Below are 22,428 nucleotides of genomic sequence, written 5' to 3' on the forward strand. Positions count from 1 at the left end.
ACGATCGTCGCCGGCCGTCAGAGCGCCGGCGCGTCTGCGCGTCGCTAGGAGGAGAAGCCGCCGGTGACGATGCCGAGCCCGATCATGAGGACGAAGAACCCGACGCCGAGGATCATCAGGATCGAGCTGATCATGCCGCAGATGCGGCCGGCCTGCACCATGCCGCGGTTGTCGTAGGCGTAGCCGCTCTCGTCGATCTCGCTCAGCGCCTTGTTGCCCATCACCCACGCGAACGGGCCGAGAAAGCCGCAGACCACCAGGCTGAGAATGCCCAGCACGAGAATCGTGGTGCCATTGGGGTGGGTCTGGAGCGGCGGACCGTAGTAGGACGGACCGTAGTTCGGATAAGACATTGCTCGCTCGGCCCCCCTAGCCATTCGCGGTCAGGTGGGATTTATACCACAGTCTTCCCCTTGATCATCTTACGCCATCATGGCAGGCACCTGATCGATCTTTTAGGAGTCTGCCACCGTGCGTGACCGCACCCGCGCCTTCCTCGCCCACCGGCGTTTCCAGCGATTCATCGTCGGTGTCATCCTGGTCAACGCGGGCACCCTCGGTCTGGAGACCTTCCCGCCCATCGTCGAGCGCCACGGCTTTCTGCTCACCGCGATCGACCACGTCGCGCTCTACATCTTCGTGGCCGAGCTGCTGGCCAAGATCTACGCCGAGCGGTCCGCGTTCGTCCGGGACCCGTGGAACATCTTCGACGCCGTCATCGTGGGCATCGCCCTGGCCCCCGCCACGGGTGGCCTGTCGGTGCTGCGCTCGCTGCGCATCCTGCGCGCGCTGCGCCTGCTGTCGGTCGTGCCGAGCCTGCGCCGCGTGGTGTCGGCGCTGCTGCGCGCGATGCCCGGGATGAGCTCGATCGTGGTGTTGCTCTCCCTGGTGCTCTACGTGGCCGCGGTCATGTCCACCAAGCTCTACGGCCAGACCGCGCCCGAGCGCTTCGGCAGCCTGCCGACCTCGCTGTTCACCCTCTACCAGACGATGACGGGCGACGACTGGGGCAACATCGCCAGGGAGGTGATGAGCGAGCATCCGTCGGCCTGGATCTTCTTCACCATCTTCATCCTGGTGTGCACGTTCGTCGTGCTCAACCTGTTCCTCGCGGTGGTGGTCAGCGCCATGGACGAGGAGAGCGCCGAGGAGCGCGCCGCGCTGGCCGACGGCCCGGCCCACACCCGGCTCATCCTCGACGAGCTCGCCGCGCTGCGCAAGGAGGTCGCCGAGCTACGCGGGCGCGACGTCCTCGACTGAGCCGCGGCGCGGCCGGTAGCTGATCCGCCACAGGGTCACGACGAGCAGCAGCCCAGCGCCCAGCCGACGCCGCCGTGCAGGTGCGCGCCGGGAACATGACGCTCTGCCGCGCTCACGGCTACCGAGAATAGAACTCCACGACGAGCTGCTCGTCGACGGGGATGATGATGTGCTCGCGGGCCGGCCGCTCCGTCAGCATGACGCGCAGGTCGGCGAGGTCGACCGAGAGGTACGGCGCGGTGCGCTCGTCGGCGTTGACCCCCTCGGCTGCGGCCACGAACGGCTGCATCCGGCGGGAGCGCTCCCTGACCGTGATCACCTGACCCGGCTTGACCAGGTAACTGGGGATGTCCACCTTGCGGCCGTCCACGGCGATGTGCCCGTGGTTGACGTACTGCCGGGCCGCGTAGATCGACGGCGCCAGCCCCGAGCGCAGCACCACCGAGGCCAGGCGGCTCTCCAGCAGCGTGACGAGCTCGGCGCCGGAGGCGCCCGACTTGCGCACGGCGAGGTCCCAGTAGCGGCGGAGCTGACGCTCGGACACGTCGTAGTACCAGCGCAGCTTCTGCTTCTCCATCAACCGCAGCCCATAGTCGCCGGTGGTGCGGCGGTTGGTCTTGCGGCCGTGCTCGCCCGGCGGGTAGGGGCGCTGCTCGAAGTAGCGGATGGCTTTCTTGGTCAGCGGGACGCCCGCACGACGTGACAATCGCACCTTCGGGCCGGTGTAGCGCACGTTCACCTCAATGTGATTAGGTAGTCCTTACTTAGGTAAGCCTAACCTATCACTTACGTTGATCTCAAGGAGGCGTCATGTTGTCGATACCCGAGCGGGTGCGCACTCTCGCCGCGACGTCGAGCGTCGCCAAGCTGTCCGTGGACGGCGCCCCCTCACGGGCGCGGGGCGGGGTGGACGAGCGCGGCCGGCCCGTGCTGCTGGTGCTGCCCGGCGAGTCGTTGCACGGCCTGAGCACGGATGCCGTCGTGGCGGTGAACCTCACCGCGATGCGGCAACTGGGACCCGCCTCGCATCCGCGCGGACTGATCGAGGTGCAGGGCTGGGCCGAGGCCGTACCGGAGAACGAGGCGCGCTCGGCAGCGGTGGCGGTGGCCGCCCATTGCCCGGACGAGAGCCTGTTCGCGGCGCTGGAGCGGTTCGGGGAGCCGGGGGCGCCCCGGCTGTTGCGGATGGACGTGGCCCAGGTGGTCTATCTGACCGGCCAGGAGTCGGGGCTGCTGGACGCCGACGACTACCTGGAGGCGGTGCCCGACCCGCTGACCGAGACGGCCGAGCGGGTGCTCGCCCACGTCAACGCCTCCCATCGGGCGCAGCTCGCCGCGGGCGTGGCGAAGCAGCTCGGGGAGCAGCCCGGGGACGTGTGGTTGTGGGAGCTGGACCGGTTCGGGGCGACGGTTCGGGTGGACGAGTCGCTGGTGCGCTTCCCGTGGCCGACGCCGGCACGCTCGGACCTGTCCCTGGAGACGGCGCTGCGCGGCCTGCTCTGCACCTGCTGACGGCGGCGCTGCGCGGACTCCTCTGCGCCTGCTGACGCGGCGCTGCGCGGGCCGCTCCGCACCCGCTGACGCGGCGGGCCACATCTGCGGGCCCGGCGCCGCACCAACCGGGCCGGCGCTCTGGGAAATGATCACATTTGCCTGTGATTATCGGGACTTGCCGTCGCATCGGCTCCACGAGTGCGCGGGCGTCTCTAGCATTTGAGGCGTGAGTGGAACGCCTGCGCCGCCGAGCCACCCCGGCACACCCGCCGACCAGGGCGGGCGGGGCCGGCGCGTGCTGATGGCGAGTGGCGTTCTGCTCGGGACGGTCATGCTGACCGCGGCCGCACTGCTGGTGGGCGGCGCGTTCGGCGGCCGCACGCTGGACGCGCTCCGCCTGCCCGGCGCCGCCGCCCCCCTGAACGGGATCACCTCGGCCGCCGTCGGATCCCGCACGCTCACCGCCTCCCCCGCCCCCACCTCGTCCGCGCCGGTCATGCCGTCCGTGCCCGTTTCATCGGCGCCCATCCGGTCGGCCCTCACCGCGCCCGCCCACTCGCCCACGCCCACCGCCTCGCGGTCGCCGCGTGCCGCCGCCGCGAGCCGCACCCCGGCGGCCGTCCCCACCGAGAGCGTGACGCCGCAGCCCGGCCGCTCCCCGGCCCCCGCCGTCACCCGCACGCTCGCGACGGCCACGCAGTCCGCGGTCGAGCCGTCTCCGGCCGCTCCGCGCGCCTCCCGCCGGACCCGCGGCCCCGGCGGCCGGGTTCCCGGCGCCAACCCGTAACTCCTGTCCGCGCCGCCGCCGTCACGCGCCGCCGCCCCTTACCGGTCCGCCGCTCTGCCGGTGTCATCCCAACGTGGGTTGCCGGACTTCTAGTGGAATAAAGCGTTCCGTTCTGTTATTCTGGAACAGAACACGCCATTCCGATAGGAGGCAGCGATGACCGCCCTTGACATCCGTCCGGTTACCACCGCTCCGCAGCCCTACCGCCATCGGTGGGCGGCCCTGGCGGTGATCCTGGCCGGGTCCGTGATGGAGCTGCTCGACGCCACCGTCACCAACGTCGCCGGGCCCACCATGCGGGCCGAGCTCGGCGGAGGCACCTCGCTGATCCAGTGGCTGGGCGCGGCCTACACGCTGGCCATGACCGCCGGACTGCTCACCGGCGGGCGGCTCGGTGACATCGTGGGACGCCGGCGCATGTTCCTCATCGGCGTCGCCGGGTTCACCGTCGGGTCGCTGCTGTGCGCGCTCGCCTTCTCCCCCGAGACCATCATCGCCGCCAGGGTCGTGCAGGGGCTCTTCGGGGCCGCGATGATCCCCCAGGGCATGGGGTTGATGAAGGAGATGTTCCCACCCAAGGAGCTGCAGACCGCGTTCGGGCTGTTCGGGCCGGTCATGGGGTTGTCGGCGGTCGGCGGCCCCATCCTGGCGGGCGCGCTGACCACGGTGGACTGGCGGCTGATCTTCGTCATCAACCTGCCCATCGGCGCCGGTGCGGCGCTGGCCGCGCTGCGTTTCCTGCCCGCCTCCCAGCCCGTCAAGGGCGTGCGGCTCGACCTGCCGGGCGCGCTGCTGGCCTCCGCGGGCACCGTGCTGGCCGTCTTCCCGCTGGTGCAGGGCGGCGAGAGCGGGTGGCCCGCGTGGACGTTCGCGATGCTGGCCGCCTCCGCCGTGGTGTTCGCGGGCTTCGCGGCCTACGAGCGGCGCAGGGCGCGGCGCGGCGGTGACCCTCTGGTGGCGCCGAGCCTGTTCGCCAAGCGGGCGTTCGTCTCCGGGATGGCCACCGGCATGATCTACTTCGCCGCCTTCGCCGGGTTCCTGCTGGTGATCGGTCTCTACACCCAGCTCGGCCTGCACTACTCGCCGCTCAAGGCCGCGCTGACCGGCGTTCCCTCCTCGCTCGGCATGATCGCGGGCATGGCGGTCGCGCAAGCCACCAGGCGGCACGGGCGCAAGGTGCTGCTGGCCGGCGCGCTGGTCATGGGCGCCGGGATCGCGGGCGTCATCGTGGTGGCCTCGCCCGGCGTGACGCCGTGGCAGCTCGCTCCGGCGCTCGTGGTGGCCGGGCTGGGCAGCGGCCTGATCATGAGCCCGTACTTCAGCATCGTGATGACCGCCGTCGAGCCGCAGGAGACCGGCTCGGCCTCGGGGACGCTCTCGGCGCTGCAGCAGGTCGGCGGCGCGCTGGGGCTGGCGCTGCTGGGCACGGTCTACTTCGGCACCGGCAGCGTCGAGGTCACGCTGGCGCTGGCGGCCGGGATGATGGCGGTCACGTTCGCGGTGGGGCTGCTGCTGCCCAGGGAGACGCGCGAGCAGTGATCCCGATCGACCGGCCGGCTCATCCGGGCCGGCCGGTTCGGCATGCCAGGCCCCTGCCGGCCGGCAGGTAGCCGAGGGCACCCCGGTGGCGTGCGCCGGTCAGAAGGCGGCGGTCAACCGGTGGCCGTCAACTGGTGCCGGTCAGCTGGTGGCGACGCGGTCGCGGCGCAGCGCCGTGACCGTCATGGTCTCGTCCACCGCGTCCGGCGACAACACGTGGTCCAGCACCATCACCGCGCAGCCGCTGATGCCCGCGCCCGCGCCCAGCCGGCTCGGCTCGATGCGCAGCCGCCGGGTGGCCAGGGCCGTGGAGCGGCGGTAGACGACCTCGCGGATGCTCGACACCAGCGGCCCGAACGCCTCCGCCATGTCGCCGCCGAGCACCACCACCGACGGGTTGAGGATGTTGACCGCCCCGGCCAGCACCTCGCCGATCCGGCGCCCGGCCTCACGCACCATGGCCATCGTCTCGGCGTCACCGGCCCGCACCAGCGCCGTCACGTCCGCGATCGTCTTGACGTCCTTGCCGCCCGCCCGCAGGTCGCGCAGGAGCGCGGTGCCGCTGGCCACGGAGTCGACGCAGCCGGTGTTGCCGCAGCGGCACAACACGGCGCCGCCGTCCAGCACCGGGATGTGCCCGATCTCGCCGGCCGCGCCCATCGCGCCGCGCAGGATGCCGCCCCCGGCGATCACGCCCGCGCCGATCCGGGTGGAGATCTTCACGAACATCAGGTCGTCCAGGTCGGGGTACGCGCCGCGGTGCTCGCCCATGGCCAGCACGTTCACGTCGTTGTCCACCAGCACGGGGACGGGGAAGCGGGCCCGGATGATCGGCGGGATGACCACGCCGGTCCACGACGCCATCACGCGGGCGCTCTCCGTGCGGCCCTGCGCGAACTCGACCGTCGCGGGCACGCCCATCCCGACGCCTCTGAGCATCGAGCGCGGCCGGTCGCCGAGCAGCTCGTCCCAGGTGTCCATGATCAGCGGCAGCACGCTGCCGGGACCCAGCTCCACGTCCATCGTGAACTCGCGGCCGGCCAGCTCGTTCCCGGCCAGGTCGCAGACGGCCACCCGGGTCCGGCTGGCGCCGAGCGCCGCCACCAGCACCACGCCGCCCGAGGCGTTGAACTCCAGCCGGACCGGCGGCCGCCCGCCGGTGGACGGCGCGTCGTCGCGCTCCACGACCAGGCCGCGCTCCAGCAGCTCACCGACGCGCAACTGCACCGCGGGGCGCGACAGGCCCGTGACCCGGCCGAGATCGGCTCGCGTCACGGCCTCGCCGGTGCGGATGAGCCGGAGCACCTCGCCACTTGTGGCAAGGGTCGCGGCGGTACGTCGTGCCATCGGCTAAGTGAACCACACGGCTTGTGTCATGAAAAGTCACGACTTTTTCATCTCAAATAGCAAAACTCCGCTTGTGTATGACCGAAACTCTGGTTAGTGTCCGTTCTGTCCCTGCTTGGTAGATCATCGGAGCATCCACCGTGTCCACCCACCCGCCAGCCACCCCCACCTACACCGCCGACCTCGTCGTCTTCGGCGGCACCGGCGACCTGTCCATGCGCAAGCTGCTCCCGGCGCTGTACCACAGCGACAGGGACGGCCGGCTCTCTCCGGAGACCCGCGTCATCGCCATGTCCAGGGGCGGGCTGACCGACGCCGACTTCCGCGGCAAGGTGGACGCCGAGGTACGCGACCAGGTCCCCACCGACGATCCCGCCGTGTGGCAGCGCTTCCTCGGCCGCCTGCACCACGTGTCCGTCGACGTCGGCGGCGCGGACCCCTCCGGCTGGAGCGCGCTCACCCGGCTGCTGGCCGGCCACGAGCAGCGCGACCGGGTCTTCTACCTGGCCAGCCCGCCCCGGACGTTCGGGCCCTTCTGCCGGGAGCTGGCGGAGGCCGGGCTGGTGACGCCGCGCTCGCGGGTGGTGCTGGAGAAGCCGCTGGGCCACGACCTGCCGAGCGCGCAGCGGATCAACGACGAGGTCGGCGCCATCTTCGACGAGCGCCAGATCTTCCGCATCGACCACTACCTGGGCAAGGAGACCGTCCAGAACCTGCTGGTCCTGCGCTTCGCCAACGCCTTCCTGGAGCCGATCTGGAACTCGTTGTGGATCGACCACGTCCAGATCACCGCCGCCGAGACCGTCGGCACGCCCGGGCGGCGCGGCTACTACGACGACGCCGGCGCGCTGCGTGACATGGTGCAGAACCACCTGCTCCAGCTCCTCACGCTGACCGCGATGGAGCCGCCGGCCCGCAACGACCGCGAGTCCATCCGCGACGAGAAGGTCAAGGTGCTGCAGGCGCTGCGGCCGATCACCGGCACGGAGGTCGACCGGTTCACCGTGCGCGGCCAGTACGTCGAGGCCGATGGCATGCCGGGCTACCTCGACGAGCCCGCGTCCACGCCGACGACCGAGGCTTCGCGGCGGGTGGAGACGTTCACCGCGATCCGGGCGGAGATCAAGAACTGGCGGTGGGCGGGGGTGCCGTTCTACCTGCGCACCGGCAAACGGCTGCCGCACCGGCGCTCGGAGATCGTGGTGCAGTTCAAGGACGTGCCGCACTCCATCTTCCCCGGCGGCACGCCGAACCGCCTGGTGCTCCGGCTGCAGCCGGAGGAGGGCATCGAGCTGCACATCATGGCCAAGGAGCCGGGCGCGGGCGAGGTGGCGCTGAAGCCTGTGCCGCTGTCGCTCAGCTTCGGCAAGACGTTCACGGCGCGGGTGCCGGAGGCGTACGAGCGGCTGCTGACCGACGTGCTGGCCGGGAACCCGACGCTGTTCATGCGGCGGGACGAGGTGGAGGCGGCCTGGCGCTGGATCGACCCGATCCTGCAGACCTGGGAGTCCTCGGCCGGCCTGCCCGAGCCCTACCCCGCCGGAAGCACCGGCCCCGCCGGAGCCCACGAGCTGCTCGGTCGCAGCGGTCGCGCCTGGCACGAGGAGGAAGCGTGAACGAGCGAATCAGCAGACGCGGCGAAGGAGGGTCCATGAACCCCGTCATTCAGGAAGTCACCGACAGGATCGCCGAGCGCAGCGCGGCCAGCAGGGCCGCCTACCTGGAGCGGATCCGCCGCGACGGCGCCGCCGCCCGCGCCAAGGGCCCGGCCCGCGCCCACCTGGGCTGCGCGAACCTGGCGCACGGCTTCGCCGCCGCCCCGGCCGCGGACAAGCCGGCGCTGACGGGCTCGGCCAAGCCCGGTGTGGCGATCGTGACCAGCTACAACGACATGCTCTCCGCGCACCAGCCGTATGAGACGTACCCGCCGGAGCTGAAGGCGGCCGTGCGCGCGGCCGGCGGCGTGGCGCAGGTGGCGGGCGGCGTGCCCGCGATGTGCGACGGCATCACGCAGGGCCGGGCCGGCATGGAGCTCTCGCTCTACAGCCGCGACGTGATCGCCATGGCGGCCGCGATCGCGTTGTCGCACGACATGTTCGACGCGACGCTGCTGCTGGGCGTGTGCGACAAGATCGTGCCGGGGCTGTTCATCGGGGCGCTGCACTTCGGGCACCTGCCCGCGATCTTCGTGCCCGCGGGCCCGATGACCTCCGGCCTGCCGAACAAGGTCAAGGCCCGCACCCGCCAGCTCTTCGCCGAGGGCAAGGTCGGCCGGGACGAGCTGCTCGACGCCGAGTCGAAGTCGTACCACTCCCCCGGCACCTGCACCTTCTACGGCACCGCCAACTCCAACCAGGCGCTGATGGAGGTCATGGGCCTGCACCTGCCGGGCTCGACGTTCGTCAACCCGCACACCGAGCTGCGCCACGCGCTCACCGGAGCGGCCGGCCGCCGGGCGGTGGAGATCACCGCGCACGGCTCGGAGTACACGCCGATCGGCGAGCTGGTCGACGAGAAGTCGATCGTGAACGCCTGCGTGGCCCTGCTGGCCACCGGCGGCTCCACGAACCACACGCTGCACCTGGTGGCCATGGCGGCGGCCGCGGGCCTCGTGCTGACCTGGGACGACCTGGCCCGGCTCTCGGGCGCCGTGCCGTCGCTGACCAAGATGTACCCGAACGGCCAGGCGGACGTGAACCACTTCCGCGACGCCGGCGGCATGCAGGTCCTCATCGGCGACCTGCTCGACGAGGGGCTGCTGCACGCCGACGTGCTGACCGTGGCCGGGCGCGGGCTCGACCGCTACCGCGAGGCTCCGGCCCTGGTGGACGGCGAGCTGGTGTGGTCGCCGGTCACGGGCGGCAGCTCGGACCTGGACGTGCTGCGCCCGGTCGCCGAGCCGTTCTCCGCCGACGGCGGGATCCACATGGTCACGGGCAACCTGGGCCGCGCCGTCAGCAAGGTGTCCGCGGTCAAGGCCGAGCACCTGGTGATCGAGGCGCCGGCCAAGGTCTTCGACGACCAGCTCGACCTGCTGAGCGCGTTCGAGGCGGGCAAGCTGGACGGGCAGGACTTCGTGGCCGTCATCCGCTACCAGGGGCCCAGCGCGAACGGCATGCCGGAGCTGCACAAGCTCACGCCGCCGCTGTCCGTGCTGCTCGACCGGGGGCAGCGGGTGGCGATCGTCACCGACGGGCGCATGTCCGGAGCCTCCGGCAAGGTGCCCGCGGCCATCCACCTGTCGCCCGAGGCCGCCGACGGCGGGCCGCTCGCGCTGGTGCGCGAGAACGACGTGATCAGGCTGGACTCCACGGCCGGGACGCTGGAGCTGCTGGTGCCCGCCGAGGAGCTGGCCCGGCGCCGGCCCGAGGGCCGGCCGCTGAGCGACGCGCAGTGGGTCGGGACGGGCCGCGAGCTGTTCGCGACGTTCCGCCGCATGGCGGGACACGCCGAGCAGGGCGCCGGGATCTTCGGGGTGAGCGGCGCCGAGTCGCCGGACCACGGGCCCGGCCTCGGCTTCCCCGCCGAGGCCGGCGCCTCGCACCTGGAGGCAGGCGCCGTCAGCGGCGCACGATCGGCCGGACTGGTGCGGTGACCGGTTCTCTACCATGCCCTGTGCCGGTGGGTGCTCACGCCCCCCGATCAGGCGCTGTGATCGTCCGTGGCATCCTTCGGTATATGGCGAGCGATCTTGACTCCGCCCTGAACGCCGGAGGTATGCGGTGAGTGCCTTTGACCTTCCGTGGCTGGTGGCCGACATCGGGGGGACCAACGCCCGGTTCGGCCTGGTCACCTCGCCGGGAGCACGGCCGTCGAACGTCGCGGTGCTGGCCGGCGCCGACTACGCGACCCTCGGCGACGCCGTGACCGCCTATCTCGCCGAGCACGCGGGCGGCGTGCGGCCGGGCGCGGCCTGCCTGGCCGTGGCGGGCCCCATCGACGGCGAGCACTACCAGCTCACCAACTCCCCGTGGGCCGGGACCGTACGCGATCTGCACCTGCCCTACGTCCGGCTGCTCAACGACTTCGAGGCGCTGGCCGTGTCGCTGCCGCACCTCGACCCCGGTGACCTGGTGTCGCTGGGCGGCCCCGAGCTCCGCCACGGGGTCAAGGCCGTGCTGGGACCGGGCACAGGGCTCGGCGTCGGCGGGCTGGTGCCGTCCCGGGACGGCTGGACGGCCGTCCCCGGCGAGGGCGGGCACGTCACGGTGCCGGTGGTGGAAGCGCGCGAGGTGGAGATCGTCCGGGTGCTGCGGTCCCAGGGGCTGCCGCACGTGGTGGCCGAGCACCTGCTGTCCGGGCCGGGGCTCGTCCGGCTGCACCGGGCGCTGGCCCAGGTCAACGGCGTCGCCGCACCCGACCTGAACGCCTCCGACATCGTGGCCCGGCTGGACGACTCGCTCTGCGCGGAGACGGTGGAGGTGTTCTGCGGGCTGCTGGGCGGCTTCGCCGGGAACGTGGCGCTGACCATGGGCGCTCGGGGTGGGGTCTATCTGGGCGGCGGAGTGCTGCCCCGTATCGTGGAACGGGTGCGCACCAGCAACTTCCGTGCCCGGTTCACCAGCAATCCCGACATGGCCCACTATCTCGGCGACATCGGGACCGCGCTGATCGTCGCGGCCCAGCCGGCCCTGACCGGCGCGGCCGCCTGGCTGAGCCAGCGCGCCCGGACGGAACTGGTGGGATGAAGCCGCCGGGCCCGGCCGCGCCGCCCCGCGCGGGTGTGCCTGCGGCGCTTCCGGGCCGGCCCGTTCGTACAGGACTAGACGGCCGTGACTGGCCGACGAGGAGAAGGAACTCATGAGCTTGCTCGATCTCGCCCCCGTGGTCCCCGTCGTGGTGATCGAGGACGTCGAGACCGCCGTCCCGCTGGCCAGGGCGCTGGTCGCCGGTGGCCTGCCGGTCATCGAGGTGACCCTGCGCACGCCTGCCGCGCGCGAGGCCATCGCCAGGATCGCCGCCGAGGTGCCGGAGGCGACCGTCGGGGCCGGCACGATCAGGACGTCGGACGACATCGCGGCGTCGGTGGCGGCGGGAGCGAAGTTCCTGGTCTCGCCGGGCACGACGTTGTCGCTGGTCGAGGCCATGGACTCCAGCGGTGTCCCGTTCCTGCCGGGCGCGGCGACCGTGTCGGAGGTGATGGCGCTGGTCGAGCGGGGGATCAAGGAGCTGAAGTTCTTCCCTGCCGAGGCCGCGGGCGGCGTGCCCTACCTGAAGTCGATGGGCGGCCCGCTGCCCGACGTGCGGTTCTGCCCGACGGGCGGCATCCGGGTCGACACCGCGCCCAGCTATCTCGCGCTGCCGAACGTGGGCTGCGTCGGCGGCACCTGGCTGACCCCGGCCGACGCGCTGGCGGCCGGCGACTGGGGCCGCGTGGAGAAGCTCGCCGCCGAGGCGGCCGCCCTCCGCTGACGTCAGCTCCAGATGGAGACGCGGACCGGCGGGCGGAAGCGGCTGCGCGGGACGCCGTCGTCGGGCGTGCGCATGATCTGGGTCGCGGCCGGCGTCGTCAGGAAGTCCAGGAAGGTGCCCGCCGCGGCCGACCGGTTCGCCCCTTCGAGCGTGCTGGCGTACCAGTAGGCGGGCAGCGGGGTCGCCGCGGTCTCGATCGCCACCAGCTCGCCCTTGCGCAGTTGCGGGGCCACCAGGTGGGCGGTGGCCGGCGCGACCCCGGCGCCCTCGGCGGCGGCCTTCCACGCCGCCGTCTGGTTGGCGAAGACCCGCACCTGTGACTCCGGCACCCGCAGCAGGCGCAGCAGCCTGCTGGTGTCGCTGGCCGGGTCGGCGCCGGACGGGCCCACCAGCCAGTGGTCCCGGCGCCCGCGCGGCGAGCCCACCACGATGAGGCGGCAGCGCAACACCGGCCGGCTCGTCAGCCCGTCGCCCTGCGCCTGCGCCCCCAGCGCGACGTCGGCCAGGCGGCTGGCCAGCAGGAGCGGCATCTCGGCGGTGGCCGCCACGCCGGTGGTCGCGTCCACCGCCTTGCGCTGCGCGAAGAGGCAGATGAGCGGCCCCGCGACGTACTCGGCCAGTTCGGCGTCCATGACGACGTGCAGCCGGGCGGGATGGCCGGGCTGGACGGCGGCGACCGCCTCCGCGCCGAGGGCGACGATCTGGGCGGCGATGCCGAGCAGCCGCCGGCCGCCCTCCGTCAGCACCATCCCGTCGCCGGACCGGGTCAGCAGCGGGTCCCCGAGATGCTTGCGCAGTTGCCCGAGTGACTGGGAGACCGCGGGCTCGCTCACGCCGAGCGCCCTGGCGGCCGCCTTGACGGAACCCAGACGGGCGACGAAGACGAACGCCCCTAGCTGGCCGAGTGTCATTGCTCCTTCATAGATCGCGGAACCGCATTAAGGAATCCCTTATTTGTGGATTGTCGCGACAAATCGGTAACAGCAATGTGCAGGCATGCAGGTTCCAGCGAGGTTCGAATACGAAAGGGCCGACAGCGTGCCGCACGCGATCGAGCTCCTTGAGCGGTACGGCCCCGAAGCCAGAATCGTGGCGGGCGGCCACAGTCTCATCCCCATGATGAAGCTGCGCCTGGCCCAGCCGGAGGCGTTGATCGACATCAACGGCCTGTCGGAGCTGGGGCGGATCGCCGTCGAGGGTGATGAGCTGGTCATAGGCGCGCTGGTCCGCCACTCGGAGCTGCTCGACAGCGCCACGGCCACCGACCTTTTCCCGATATTTCAGGATGCTGAGCGCGTTATCGCCGACCCCGTCGTCAGAAATCGGGGCACCGTCGGCGGATCGCTCTGCCAAGGCGACCCTTCGGAGGACCTTTCGGCCGTCTTCTCCGCGCTGCGCGCGTCGGCGGTGATCCAGGGCGCGGGCGGGCGGCGTTCGGTGCCGCTGCGCGCCTTCCACGAGGGCCCGTACGAGACCGCGGTCCAGCCGAACGAGCTGCTGGTCCAGCTCCGCGTGCCGATCGCGGCGGGGACGGGCAGCGCGTACGAGAAGGTCGAGCGGCGTGTCGGCGACTGGCCGGTGGCGGCGGCCGGCGCGGTGCTCACCGTCAGGGACGGCGTGATCGCGCAGGCCGGCATCGGGCTGACCGCCGTCGGGGCCGAGCACTTCTGCGCCCCGGAGGCCGAGGCGCACCTGACCGGGCGGCCGCCGGGCGACGAGGCGTTCGCGGAGGCGGGCCGGATCGCCGCCGAGCACTGCGAGCCGCACGCCGACCAGCGCGGCCCCGTCGACTACAAGCGCCACCTGGCCGCCGAGCTGACCCGGCGCGCGCTGGCCAGGGCCGCGGGGAGGATCTGACATGCGGATCACGGTCTCCGTGAACGGGCAGCCGTACACCAGGGACGTCGAGCCCAGGCTGCTGCTCGTGCACTTCCTGCGCGACGAACTGACGCTGACCGGCACCCACTGGGGTTGCGACACCTCCAACTGCGGCGTCTGCACGGTGCGGCTCGACGGCGTTCCGGTCAAGTCGTGCACGGTGCTCGCCGTGATGGCCGACGGCCACGAGGTGACCACCGTGGAGGGGCTGGAGCGGGACGGCGAGCTGGACGCGGTGCAGAAGGGGTTCGTGGAGTGCCACGGGCTGCAGTGCGGGTTCTGCACGCCCGGCATGCTGCTGACCGCCCGCGCGCTCCTCGACCGCGTGCCCAACCCCGACGAGGGCCAGATCCGCGAGGCCATCTCGGGGCAACTCTGCCGCTGCACCGGCTACGAGAACATCGTCCGCGCCATCCGGTGGGCCGCGGACGAGGAGGCGAAGAGCTCATGAGCTACGGACGCATGCAGCGCAAAGAGGACGCCCGTTTCATCAGGGGCCGCGGCAACTACACCGACGACGTACGCCTGCCCGGCATGCTGTACGGCGCCGTGCTGCGCAGCCCGCACGCCCACGCCCGCGTCCTGTCGATCGACACCTCGGCCGCCGAGGCGCATCCGAAGGTCAAGGCGGTCATCACCGGGCAGACCCTGGCGGGGCTCGGCCTGGCCTGGATGCCCACGCTGTCGCAGGACACCCAGGCCGTGCTGGCCACCGACAAGGTGCGCTTCCAGGGGCAGGAGGTCGCGTTCGTGGTGGCCGAGGACCCCTACTCGGCCCGTGACGCGCTGGAGCTGATCGACGTCGACTACGAGCCCCTCGACGCGGTCATCGACGCCAGGAAGGCGCTCGACCCCGGCGCGCCGGTGATCAGGGACGATCTCGAAGGCCGTACCGGCAACCACATCTTCGACTGGGAGGCGGGCGACCGGGCCCGGACCGACACGCTCTTCGAGCAGGCCGAGGTCACGGTGGCGCAGGACATGATCTACCCGCGCGTGCACCCGGCGCCGCTGGAGACGTGCGGCGCGGTGGCCGACTTCGACAAGGTGACCGGCAAGCTGACCGTCTGGTGCCCCACGCAGGCGCCGCACGCGCACCGCACGCTGTACGCGATGGTGGCCGGGCTGCCGGAGCACAAGATCCGGGTGATCTCACCGGACATCGGCGGCGGATTCGGCGGAAAGGTCGGGATTTATCCGGGATATGTCTGTGCGATCGTCGGCTCCATCGTCACCGGCAAGCCGGTCAAATGGATGGAGGACCGCTCCGAGAACCTCATGAGCACCTCCTTCGCCCGCGACTACCACATGCGCGGCGAGGTGGCCGCGACCCGCGACGGCCGGATCCAGGCGATCAGGGTCAAGGTGCTGGCCGACCACGGCGCCTTCAACGGCACCGCGCAGCCCACCAAGTTCCCCGCCGGGTTCTTCCACGTCTTCTCCGGCTCCTACGACATCGAGGCCGCGCACTGCGAGGTCACCGGCGTCTACACCAACAAGGCCCCCGGAGGCGTCGCCTACGCCTGCTCCTTCCGCATCACCGAGGCCGTCTACCTGGTCGAGCGCATGGTCGACGTGCTGGCCGCCGAGCTCGGCCTGGACCCGGCCGAGCTGCGGACGCGCAACCTGCTCAAGCCTGACCAGTTCCCTTACCACTCCCCCACCGGCTGGGAGTACGACTCGGGCGACTACCCCAAGGCGCTGCGCCTGGCCCTGGACATGGCCGGCTACGACAAGCTCCGCGCCGAGCAGGCCGACAAGCGGGCCAGGGGCGAGCTGATGGGCATCGGCATCAGCTTCTTCACCGAGGCCGTCGGCGCCGGCCCGCGCAAGCACATGGACATCCTGGGCCTCGGCATGGCCGACGGCGCCGAGCTGCGCGTGCATCCGACGGGCAAGGCGGTGCTGCGGGTGTCGTGCCAGTCGCAGGGCCAGGGGCACGAGACCACGTTCGCCCAGATCGTCGGGCAGGAGCTGGGCATCCCGGCCGACGACGTCGAGGTGGTGCACGGCGACACCGACCAGACGCCGTTCGGGCTGGGCACCTACGGCTCCCGCTCCACCCCCGTCTCCGGGGCGGCGGCGGCGATCGTGTCGCGGAAGGTGCGCGACCGGGCCAAGATCGTCGCGGCGGCCATGCTGGAGGCCGCGCCGGAGGACCTGGAGTGGGCCGGCGGCAAGTGGTCGGTCGTGGGCGACCCGTCGACCGGCCGGTCGATGGCGGAGATCGCGCTGGCCGCGCACTCCAACCTGGAGCTGCCCGAGGGCGTCGAGGGCCACCTGGACGCCACCACCGTCTACAACCCGCCCAACCTCACCTACCCGTTCGGCGCCTACATCTGCGTCGTGGACGTCGACCCGGGCACCGGGCAGGTGAAGGTGCGCAGGTTCGTGGCGGTGGACGACTGCGGCGTGCGGATCAACCCGATGATCGTCGAGGGGCAGATCCACGGCGGTCTGGCCGACGGGATCGGGATGGCGCTGATGCAGGTGATGGCGTTCGACGAGGACGGCAACCATCTCGGGGCGTCGTTCATGGACTACCTGCTGCCGACCTCGATGGAGTGCCCGTCGTGGGAGCTGGGCGAGACCGTGACGCCGTCGCCGACGCATCCCATCGGGGCCAAGGGTGTCGGCGAGTCGGCCACCGTCGGGTCCCCGCCGGCCGTGGTCAACGCCGTGGTGGACGCGCTTCAGCCGTACGGCGTGCGCCATGCCGACATGCCGCTCACCCCCGCGAACGTCTGGCGCGTGATCCACGGCGATCCGTTCCGCACCGACCTGGCGATCTCGTGACCGACTTCCTCGGCATGCCCGCGCCCCGCCCGCAGCCGGCCGTGGACCTGGACACCCGGGTCGCGCGGCTGCGGTCGGGGCGGGAGCCGTACGTGCTGGCCACGGTCGTCCGGGCGCAGCGGCCGACCAGCGCGAAGGCGGGCGACCGCGCGCTGGTGCTGCCCGACGGGACGATCGAGGGGTTCGTCGGCGGCGTCTGCGCCACCGACACCGTCCGGGCGCAGGGGCTGCGGCTGCTGCGCACCGGGCAGGCCACGCTGTTGCGGATCACCCCGGAGGCCGACGCGCCACGCGAGGAGGAGGGCCTGGTCGCCGTGGGCCAGCCGTGCCTGTCGGGCGGCACGCTGGAGATCTTCCTGGAGGCCGTGCTGCCTCCCGTGCTCGTCCACGTGTACGGCGACAGCCCCATCGCCAGGGCCTTCGCCGCGGTCGGCAAGGCACTCGGCTACCAGATCGAGGTCGCCTCGGACCCGCTCACCGCGGTCGCGGCCGACACCTCCGCCGTGCTGGTCGCCTCGCACGGCGTGGCCGAGGAGCCGGTGTTGCGCGACGCGCTGGCCAAGGGCGTCCCGTACATCGGCCTGATCGCCAGCCGCAAGCGCGGCGCGGCGGTCCTGGCGCGGGTGGAGGGAGGTGAGCGGATCCGAGTTCCGGCGGGTCTGGACATAGGGGCCAGAACACCTGGTGAAGTGGCTGTTTCCGTGTACGCGGAGATCATCGGCGGGTATCAGCGGTAGTCGAGCGGGTACGTCAAGTAACGGAAAACCGCTGACCCCGGGTAGCCCTTTCCGCTCCTCGGAGGGTGAAAGGACATTCATGCCGACGCCAACGGCCCGTCAGGCGCCACCGCTGATCGACGTACGCCCGGCGGCGCAGCCGGGAAGCCTGGAGCGCGGGATCGACCTCCTGCTCGCGCTGAGCGCCGCCGCCCGCCCCATGAGCCTGTCCGACCTGTGCCGCCGCACCGGCCTGCCCAAGTCGACCGCCCACCGGCTGCTCGGCGTGTTGTGCTCGCGCGCGCTGGCCAGGCGGGTGGGCAACGGCTATCTGCCCGGCGAGCTGCTGGAGTCGATGGCGGGCATCACCCGTGCCCGGGTGCCCGGCACCCGCCGGGTGGTGCTCCCCTACCTGCTCTACCTCTACGAGAGCACCAGGCAGACGGTCAACCTGGCCGTGCCCGCCAGCCTGGAGGCGCGCTACGTCGAGCGCCTCTACGGGCACAACCGGGTCGGCTCGCGCTCCGACGACGCCGACCGGGCGCCGCTGCACTGCACGGCCACGGGCAAGACGCTGCTGGCCTTCGATCCCGCGCTGCGCCAGGAGTTGCTGGCGCGCGGGTCGTTCGAGCGCATGACGTCGCGGACGATCACCACGCCGGGCCGGCTGGAGCGCGAGCTGGCCCAGATCCGCCGGCACGGCGTGGCGTACGCGCTGGAGGAATACACCGAGGGCGTGGCCTGCGTGGCCGCCCCCGTCTTCGGGCCGGGCGGCCGGATCTGCATGTCGCTGGGCGTGGCCGCGCCCGCCGCCGCGGCGCCGCTCGCCAAGCTGGGCAGCACCGTGCGCGGCGCCGCCCGGGCCCTCTCGGCCGCGCTGCTCGGCGTGTAGGTGTTCCGGTCACTGGGACGCCCGCGAATCTCGCGACCGAAAGTGTTCCACTGACCGAAATCCGTGATTGCGCGGACCGGGCGCCGGGCGATCACATCGACTCATGGACTTCCTTCCCGCTCCGGCCACCCAGGAGGCGCCCGCGGTCCGGCCTTGGACAGCCCCGGATCCGCGGGCGCCGGTCGAGCAGGCGGCGCGTGCCTAGGGGGCTGCCCAGGGCCACCACGCTGGAGAGCGTCCGGCTGGCGGCCACGCTCGTCCCGCCGGGCACGCCGCACCTGACCCCCGGCCGCGACCCGCTGCGCTCGCGGGCGCTGGTGGCCGACCTGGAGAGCCGCTACGGCGGCCGGCCCGTGCTGGTGCGCGGCCTGCGCGGCCCCGCGCTGCTGGTCCTGTCCAAGCGCGACGCGCTGCGCGTGTTGTCGGAGGGGGACGACGCGTACGCCCCGTCCGTCGAGCAGCGCCCCTTCGGCCTGCCGACGGACGTGCTGCGGCCGGCGTTCATCGAGATCGCCCGCGAGGAGGCCGGCACGCTGACCGAGGGCGTGGTGGACTACGCGCGGCTCAACGCCCGCTGGCAGCGCGTGGCCCGGCGCTGCGTCTACGGCGACGGCGCGGCCCGCGACGAGGAGCTCACCCGGCTGCTGACGGGCGTGACGCGGGCGGGCAGGTGGCGGGCCAGGCGCCGCCAGGACCTCCTCGCCGGCCGCTACGACGCGCGGATCATCGACCACCTGCGCCGCGCCGAGCCCGGCAGCCTGGCCGGGCTGATCGCCGAGAGGTCCGGCGAGGCCGACTCACGCGGGCTCATGCAGGCGGCGTTCTGGCTGATGGGGCTCGGCGTGGCCGGGACGGGCCTGATGCAGACGCTGGCCCTGCTCGCCGTCCACCCCGCGCACCGCAAGGCGGCCCGCGCCGACGCCGACCATCTGCGGGCCTGCCTGCGCGAGGCGCTGCGCCTGTGGCCGCCCGTGCCCGCGCTGTCCCGGGTCACCACCACCGAGACCGACTGGTACGGCGCCACCCTGCCCCCCGGCACCACCGTGCTCGTGCCGATGGCCGCGCACCAGCGCAACCCGCGCCTGGCGTACGCGGACACGTTCACGCCGGAGATCTGGCTGGACGGCACCGCCGCGCAGGAGTGGTGGGCCATGCCCGGCTGCGGCGGCGTGCACCTGACGCTCGCGGTCGGGACCGCCTTCCTCGGCGGCATGTTGCGCACGGCCCGCCCCAAGCCGGTCGGGCGGCCGCTCTCCCCGCGCCGGCCGCTCCCGCACACGATCAATCTCGCGCGCCTGCGGGTGACGATGCGCCCCGTCCGCCGCCAGTCCGCTCAGACCTAGACGCCACCGGGCAGGCCCTTCCTCCGTTAGAGTCTTGGGTGGAAATAGGCCATGCCGGGCGGAGGAACGGTTCGGGTTGAGGGGACGGGATGACGACGGCGAGAGGACGGCGACGTTGGGGCGCTCCGCAGGCACTCCGCTGACGCCGGAAGATCCGCCGGCGATCGGCTCATATGAGCTGATCAGCCGTCTCGGCTCGGGCGGAATGGGCACGGTCTACCTCGCCAAGGGGGCCGACGGCACGCGGGTGGCGCTCAAGGCGATCCGCCGCGACTTCGCCGCGGACCCGGTCTACCGCGCGCGCTTCAACGAAGAGGTGTCCAACGCGCGCAAGGTGGCCTCGTTCTGCACGGCGCGCGTGCTCGACCACGGCGAGGACGGCGGCGTCCTCTACCTGGTGACCGAGTACATCGACGGCATCTCCCTGGAGAACCACCTGATCGAGCACGGCGCGCTGTCGCCGTCGGTGCTGCACTCCGCGGCCGTCGGCGTGGCCGCCGCGCTGACCGCGATCCACGCGGCGGGGCTCGTGCACCGCGACCTCAAGCCGGCCAACGTCATGCTGACGCTGGCCGGGCCCCGGGTGATCGACTTCGGCCTGGCCAGGTCCTCACACGTGGACGCCCGGCACACCAACGCCGGCATGGTGATGGGCACACCCGGATGGATCGCTCCCGAGCAGGTCTTCGAGGGGCGCACCAGCCCGGCGGGCGACGTGTTCGCGTGGGGGTCGCTCATCGCGTACGCGGGGCTCGGCGGGCATCCGTTCGGCGAGGGCGACGCCTACGTGATGGCGGCACGGGCCCGCACCGCGCCGCCGGACCTGCGGGGGCTGCCCGCGCCGCTCGACCGGCTGGTGGCCGCGGCCATCCATCCCGACCCCGCGCGCCGTCCGGCGGCCCGGCAACTGCTGCTGGAGCTGGTGGAGGCGGCCGACGAGCCGGCGGCGCAACTCGCCGCGACCAAGCATCTGACCAACGCGTGGAACGCCTCGGAGTTCCAGCCGCTGATGCCGCACGCGCCGCAGCCGATGCCGCCCGACCGCACCGGCCAGGCGCCGGGCACCGGCCGGCCCCAGCCGCCGCGCCGCCCCGACGTCCGCGCATCCCACCAGGTGCCGCCCGACGTCCGCGCACCCCAGCAGGTGCCACCGGCGGAACGCACCGGACCTACGCCCGGTGTTGCCCGCAACCTCCACCAACCGCCGCCTGCGGAACGCACCGGGCCCACCCCCGGCACTCCCCGCAACCTGCGCCAGCCACCACCGGCGGAACGCACCGGGCCCACGCCCGGCGTCGCCCGCAACCTGCACCAGCCACCACCGGCCGAACGCACCGGCCCCACACCGGGGGTTCCCCGTGGACAGCAGCCGCCGCGGGCCGAGCGCACCGGTCCCGTGCCCGGGACGGGGCGGGTGCCGCAGCCGCCGCATCTGGACCGGACGGGCCCGCTCGGGCACGTCCCGCTCCCCCACCAAGCCGGGCACGTGCCCCATCACGCGACCACCGGCCAGGGGCCGCTCCCGGGTTACCCGCCCGCCAAGCGCAAGCGGAGCGTGCTCGCGGGCTGCCTGACGGCCCTCGTCATCGCGGCGCTGCTGCTGGTGCTGCTGCTGACCGTGCTCGCCTGGGTGTGGCGCACCCCCGCCGTCGGCGAGGACGGGCCGGTGCAGGACGGCAAGCTGGAGTTCGCCGTGACGAGCACGAAGTGCCCCAAGCCCGCCAAGACCGCGGCCAAGCGCACGTGCCAGATCGGCGTCCGCGTCAACAACGTCGGCCAGGAGGCCCGGGTGCTCTACCCCGGTCAGCAGAAGCTGATCGACGAGGAGGACGCGCTGCACGGCGGCACCAAGCTGCTCGACAGCGGCGGCAAGGAGATCACGCCGATCCGCATCGAAGCCGGCCGGTCGTTCACCGGCGCGCTGGTCTTCGAGCTGCCGAAAAGCCTCGCCGCCCGGGGGCTGGAAGTGCACGACTCGGGCCTGAGCACGGGAGCCCGGCTCAGCCTCGGGTGAGCGCGATCAAAACGTCGGGAAGTCCCGGTGGCATGGTGCCGTCAGAAGCCCTGTGACGGGGAGATGCGTCCCTCCAGCGGGTCGCCGGCGCCGAAGTGGCGGACGTTGGCGGTGACGCGTTCGGCCAGGCCGCGCCAGTATGCCTGGCGCGGATTGGCGCTGTGCGGTGTGATCAGCACGTTCTCCAGCTCCCACAGCGGATGCCCGGCCGGCAGCGGCTCGGGGTCGGTGACGTCGAGCGCCGCACCGCCGATGCGGCCCGTACGCAACGCGGTCACCAGGTCGTCGGTGACGACGAGGCCGCCTCTGGCGACGTTCACCAGCCAGGCGTCCTGGCGCATGAGGCCGAACTCGCGGGCGGCGAACATGCCCCTGGTGCCGGGGGTGGCGGGCGCCGCGACGACGACGTACCCGGCCTCGGGCAGCGCCTCGCGATAGCGGGCGCGCGGGAGGACCCTGGTCGCGCCGGGCACCTCGCCGCTGTCGCTGACCGCCACGATCGAGCAGCCGAACGGCTCCAGCAGCCGGATCAGCGCCCGGCCGATGCCGCCGCAGCCGACGATGGCGACCGTCGAGCCGGCCAGCTCCCTGGAGGTGTTGGGCCCCCACGTCGTCGCCCTGGCCAGCCGGTGCAGCCCGCGGGCGGCCACCAGCAGCAGAGCCAGCGCGTGCTCGGCCACGGGCGCGCCGTAGGAGCCGGTGGCGGCGGTGAAGACGGGACGCGCGGTGATGACCCCGGCGTCGGCCCACCGCTCGACGCCCGCGTGCGGGAGCTGCACCCAGCGGATGCGGTCGTGCAGCATGGACCGCACCTCCTCCGGGTCGTCGTTGCCGTAGTAGACGATGGCCTCGGCCTCGTCCAGCGGCACGACCCGGCCGCCCGCGCGGCGTACGGCGTCGATGAGCACGGGCACCGGCTCGGGGCCGACATGGACGGCGACGGTCATGCG

The 22,428-nt window shown here is 72.6% G+C and carries 20 protein-coding genes; 15 read left to right on the forward strand and 5 right to left on the reverse strand.

The features are described 5' to 3' along the window. Positions 1 to 44: 44 nt before the first annotated feature. Entirely contained in the window at positions 45 to 353 is a 309-nt protein-coding gene (locus ACWD0F_RS15630; protein ID WP_449875830.1) for a DUF4190 domain-containing protein, read from the reverse strand. Positions 354 to 471: 118 nt separating this feature from the next. Between ACWD0F_RS15630 and ACWD0F_RS15635 the strand changes: the two genes are divergently transcribed. Continuing rightward, the gene (locus tag ACWD0F_RS15635; protein WP_449875832.1) at positions 472 to 1,260 is read left to right on the forward strand and encodes an ion transporter; all 789 of its coding nucleotides are present in this window, start codon (positions 472 to 474) and stop codon (positions 1,258 to 1,260) included. Positions 1,261 to 1,378: 118 nt separating this feature from the next. Here the strand turns inward: ACWD0F_RS15635 and rpsD are convergent, their stop codons facing one another. Further along, on the reverse strand, positions 1,379 to 1,993 hold the full coding sequence (rpsD, locus tag ACWD0F_RS15640; RefSeq protein WP_449876315.1) for a 30S ribosomal protein S4: 615 nt from the start codon (positions 1,991 to 1,993) through the stop codon (positions 1,379 to 1,381). A 77-nt stretch (positions 1,994 to 2,070) separates the two neighbouring features. Here rpsD and ACWD0F_RS15645 point away from each other — a divergent pair, with 77 nt between their 5' ends. From ACWD0F_RS15645 to ACWD0F_RS15655, 3 genes are all read left to right on the forward strand, one after another. After that, positions 2,071 to 2,772, forward strand: coding sequence for a DUF2470 domain-containing protein (locus ACWD0F_RS15645; RefSeq protein WP_449875834.1), 702 nt, complete (start codon positions 2,071 to 2,073; stop codon positions 2,770 to 2,772). Positions 2,773 to 2,980: 208 nt separating this feature from the next. After that, a complete protein-coding gene (locus ACWD0F_RS15650) occupies positions 2,981 to 3,541 on the forward strand; it encodes a hypothetical protein (protein ID WP_449875836.1) in 561 nt (186 codons plus the stop codon). 156 nt (positions 3,542 to 3,697) lie between these two features. Beyond that, positions 3,698 to 5,080, forward strand: coding sequence for an MFS transporter (locus ACWD0F_RS15655; protein ID WP_449875838.1), 1,383 nt, complete (start codon positions 3,698 to 3,700; stop codon positions 5,078 to 5,080). A 141-nt stretch (positions 5,081 to 5,221) separates the two neighbouring features. On the opposite strand, the gene ACWD0F_RS15660 is transcribed toward ACWD0F_RS15655, so the two are convergent. Continuing rightward, entirely contained in the window at positions 5,222 to 6,427 is a 1,206-nt protein-coding gene (locus tag ACWD0F_RS15660) for an ROK family transcriptional regulator (RefSeq protein WP_449875840.1), read from the reverse strand. Positions 6,428 to 6,567: 140 nt separating this feature from the next. Here ACWD0F_RS15660 and zwf point away from each other — a divergent pair, with 140 nt between their 5' ends. The 4 genes from zwf to eda all read left to right on the forward strand — a co-directional run bounded on the left by zwf (position 6,568) and on the right by eda (position 11,839). Beyond that, entirely contained in the window at positions 6,568 to 8,043 is a 1,476-nt protein-coding gene (gene zwf, locus ACWD0F_RS15665) for a glucose-6-phosphate dehydrogenase (RefSeq protein WP_449875842.1), read from the forward strand. A 35-nt stretch (positions 8,044 to 8,078) separates the two neighbouring features. Then, positions 8,079 to 10,022, forward strand: a complete 1,944-nt coding sequence (edd, locus tag ACWD0F_RS15670) for a phosphogluconate dehydratase (protein WP_449875844.1) — start codon at positions 8,079 to 8,081, stop codon at positions 10,020 to 10,022. Positions 10,023 to 10,149: 127 nt separating this feature from the next. Then, positions 10,150 to 11,115 (forward strand): glucokinase, encoded by a 966-nt coding sequence (gene glk / locus ACWD0F_RS15675; protein WP_449875846.1) that lies wholly within the window; start codon positions 10,150 to 10,152, stop codon positions 11,113 to 11,115. A gap of 88 nt (positions 11,116 to 11,203) precedes the next feature. Then, positions 11,204 to 11,839 (forward strand): bifunctional 4-hydroxy-2-oxoglutarate aldolase/2-dehydro-3-deoxy-phosphogluconate aldolase, encoded by a 636-nt coding sequence (eda, locus tag ACWD0F_RS15680; protein ID WP_449876317.1) that lies wholly within the window; start codon positions 11,204 to 11,206, stop codon positions 11,837 to 11,839. A 2-nt stretch (positions 11,840 to 11,841) separates the two neighbouring features. On the opposite strand, the gene ACWD0F_RS15685 is transcribed toward eda, so the two are convergent. Continuing rightward, a complete protein-coding gene (locus ACWD0F_RS15685) occupies positions 11,842 to 12,750 on the reverse strand; it encodes a LysR family transcriptional regulator (protein ID WP_449875848.1) in 909 nt (302 codons plus the stop codon). Positions 12,751 to 12,835: 85 nt separating this feature from the next. On the opposite strand from ACWD0F_RS15685, the gene ACWD0F_RS15690 reads away from it, so the two are divergent. The 7 genes from ACWD0F_RS15690 (at position 12,836) to ACWD0F_RS15720 (ending at position 21,478) form a co-directional block, all read left to right on the forward strand. Then, positions 12,836 to 13,696, forward strand: a complete 861-nt coding sequence (locus ACWD0F_RS15690) for an FAD binding domain-containing protein (RefSeq protein WP_449875850.1) — start codon at positions 12,836 to 12,838, stop codon at positions 13,694 to 13,696. 1 nt (position 13,697) lies between these two features. Then, positions 13,698 to 14,168 (forward strand): (2Fe-2S)-binding protein, encoded by a 471-nt coding sequence (locus ACWD0F_RS15695; protein ID WP_449875852.1) that lies wholly within the window; start codon positions 13,698 to 13,700, stop codon positions 14,166 to 14,168. Next, positions 14,165 to 16,513, forward strand: coding sequence for an aerobic carbon-monoxide dehydrogenase large subunit (locus ACWD0F_RS15700; RefSeq protein ID WP_449875853.1), 2,349 nt, complete (start codon positions 14,165 to 14,167; stop codon positions 16,511 to 16,513). The genes ACWD0F_RS15695 and ACWD0F_RS15700 overlap by 4 nt, the downstream gene beginning before the upstream one ends. Further along, entirely contained in the window at positions 16,510 to 17,250 is a 741-nt protein-coding gene (locus ACWD0F_RS15705; RefSeq protein WP_449875855.1) for an XdhC family protein, read from the forward strand. The genes ACWD0F_RS15700 and ACWD0F_RS15705 overlap by 4 nt, the downstream gene beginning before the upstream one ends. A 79-nt stretch (positions 17,251 to 17,329) precedes the next feature. Next, complete coding sequence (locus ACWD0F_RS15710) at positions 17,330 to 18,121, forward strand: IclR family transcriptional regulator (RefSeq protein ID WP_449875857.1); 792 nt, start codon at positions 17,330 to 17,332, stop codon at positions 18,119 to 18,121. Positions 18,122 to 18,318: 197 nt separating this feature from the next. Then, positions 18,319 to 19,464, forward strand: a complete 1,146-nt coding sequence (locus ACWD0F_RS15715; protein WP_449875859.1) for a cytochrome P450 — start codon at positions 18,319 to 18,321, stop codon at positions 19,462 to 19,464. Positions 19,465 to 19,579: 115 nt separating this feature from the next. Then, positions 19,580 to 21,478: a protein kinase domain-containing protein gene (locus ACWD0F_RS15720; protein WP_449875861.1), complete on the forward strand. Its 1,899-nt coding sequence runs from the start codon at positions 19,580 to 19,582 to the stop codon at positions 21,476 to 21,478. A gap of 41 nt (positions 21,479 to 21,519) precedes the next feature. Here the strand turns inward: ACWD0F_RS15720 and ACWD0F_RS15725 are convergent, their stop codons facing one another. Then, complete coding sequence (locus ACWD0F_RS15725) at positions 21,520 to 22,425, reverse strand: D-isomer specific 2-hydroxyacid dehydrogenase family protein (RefSeq protein ID WP_449875863.1); 906 nt, start codon at positions 22,423 to 22,425, stop codon at positions 21,520 to 21,522. Positions 22,426 to 22,428: the final 3 nt, after the last annotated feature.

The sequence above is a fragment of the Nonomuraea sp. NPDC002799 genome, from assembly GCF_053592075.1.

Bases quoted from the DNA above. Each gene is read 5' to 3' on its own strand.
- ACWD0F_RS15690 (WP_449875850.1), top strand. From the start codon at position 12,836: ATGCAGGTTCCAGCGAGGTTCGAATACGAAAGGGCCGACAGCGTGCCG.
- ACWD0F_RS15725 (WP_449875863.1), bottom strand. From the start codon at position 22,425: ATGACCGTCGCCGTCCATGTCGGCCCCGAGCCGGTGCCCGTGCTCATC.
- ACWD0F_RS15710 (WP_449875857.1), top strand. From the start codon at position 17,330: ATGCCGACGCCAACGGCCCGTCAGGCGCCACCGCTGATCGACGTACGC.
- ACWD0F_RS15655 (WP_449875838.1), top strand. From the start codon at position 3,698: ATGACCGCCCTTGACATCCGTCCGGTTACCACCGCTCCGCAGCCCTAC.
- ACWD0F_RS15695 (WP_449875852.1), top strand. From the start codon at position 13,698: ATGCGGATCACGGTCTCCGTGAACGGGCAGCCGTACACCAGGGACGTC.
- ACWD0F_RS15630 (WP_449875830.1), bottom strand. From the start codon at position 353: ATGTCTTATCCGAACTACGGTCCGTCCTACTACGGTCCGCCGCTCCAG.
- ACWD0F_RS15645 (WP_449875834.1), top strand. From the start codon at position 2,071: ATGTTGTCGATACCCGAGCGGGTGCGCACTCTCGCCGCGACGTCGAGC.
- edd (WP_449875844.1), top strand. From the start codon at position 8,079: ATGAACCCCGTCATTCAGGAAGTCACCGACAGGATCGCCGAGCGCAGC.
- ACWD0F_RS15685 (WP_449875848.1), bottom strand. From the start codon at position 12,750: ATGACACTCGGCCAGCTAGGGGCGTTCGTCTTCGTCGCCCGTCTGGGT.
- ACWD0F_RS15660 (WP_449875840.1), bottom strand. From the start codon at position 6,427: ATGGCACGACGTACCGCCGCGACCCTTGCCACAAGTGGCGAGGTGCTC.
- ACWD0F_RS15700 (WP_449875853.1), top strand. From the start codon at position 14,165: ATGAGCTACGGACGCATGCAGCGCAAAGAGGACGCCCGTTTCATCAGG.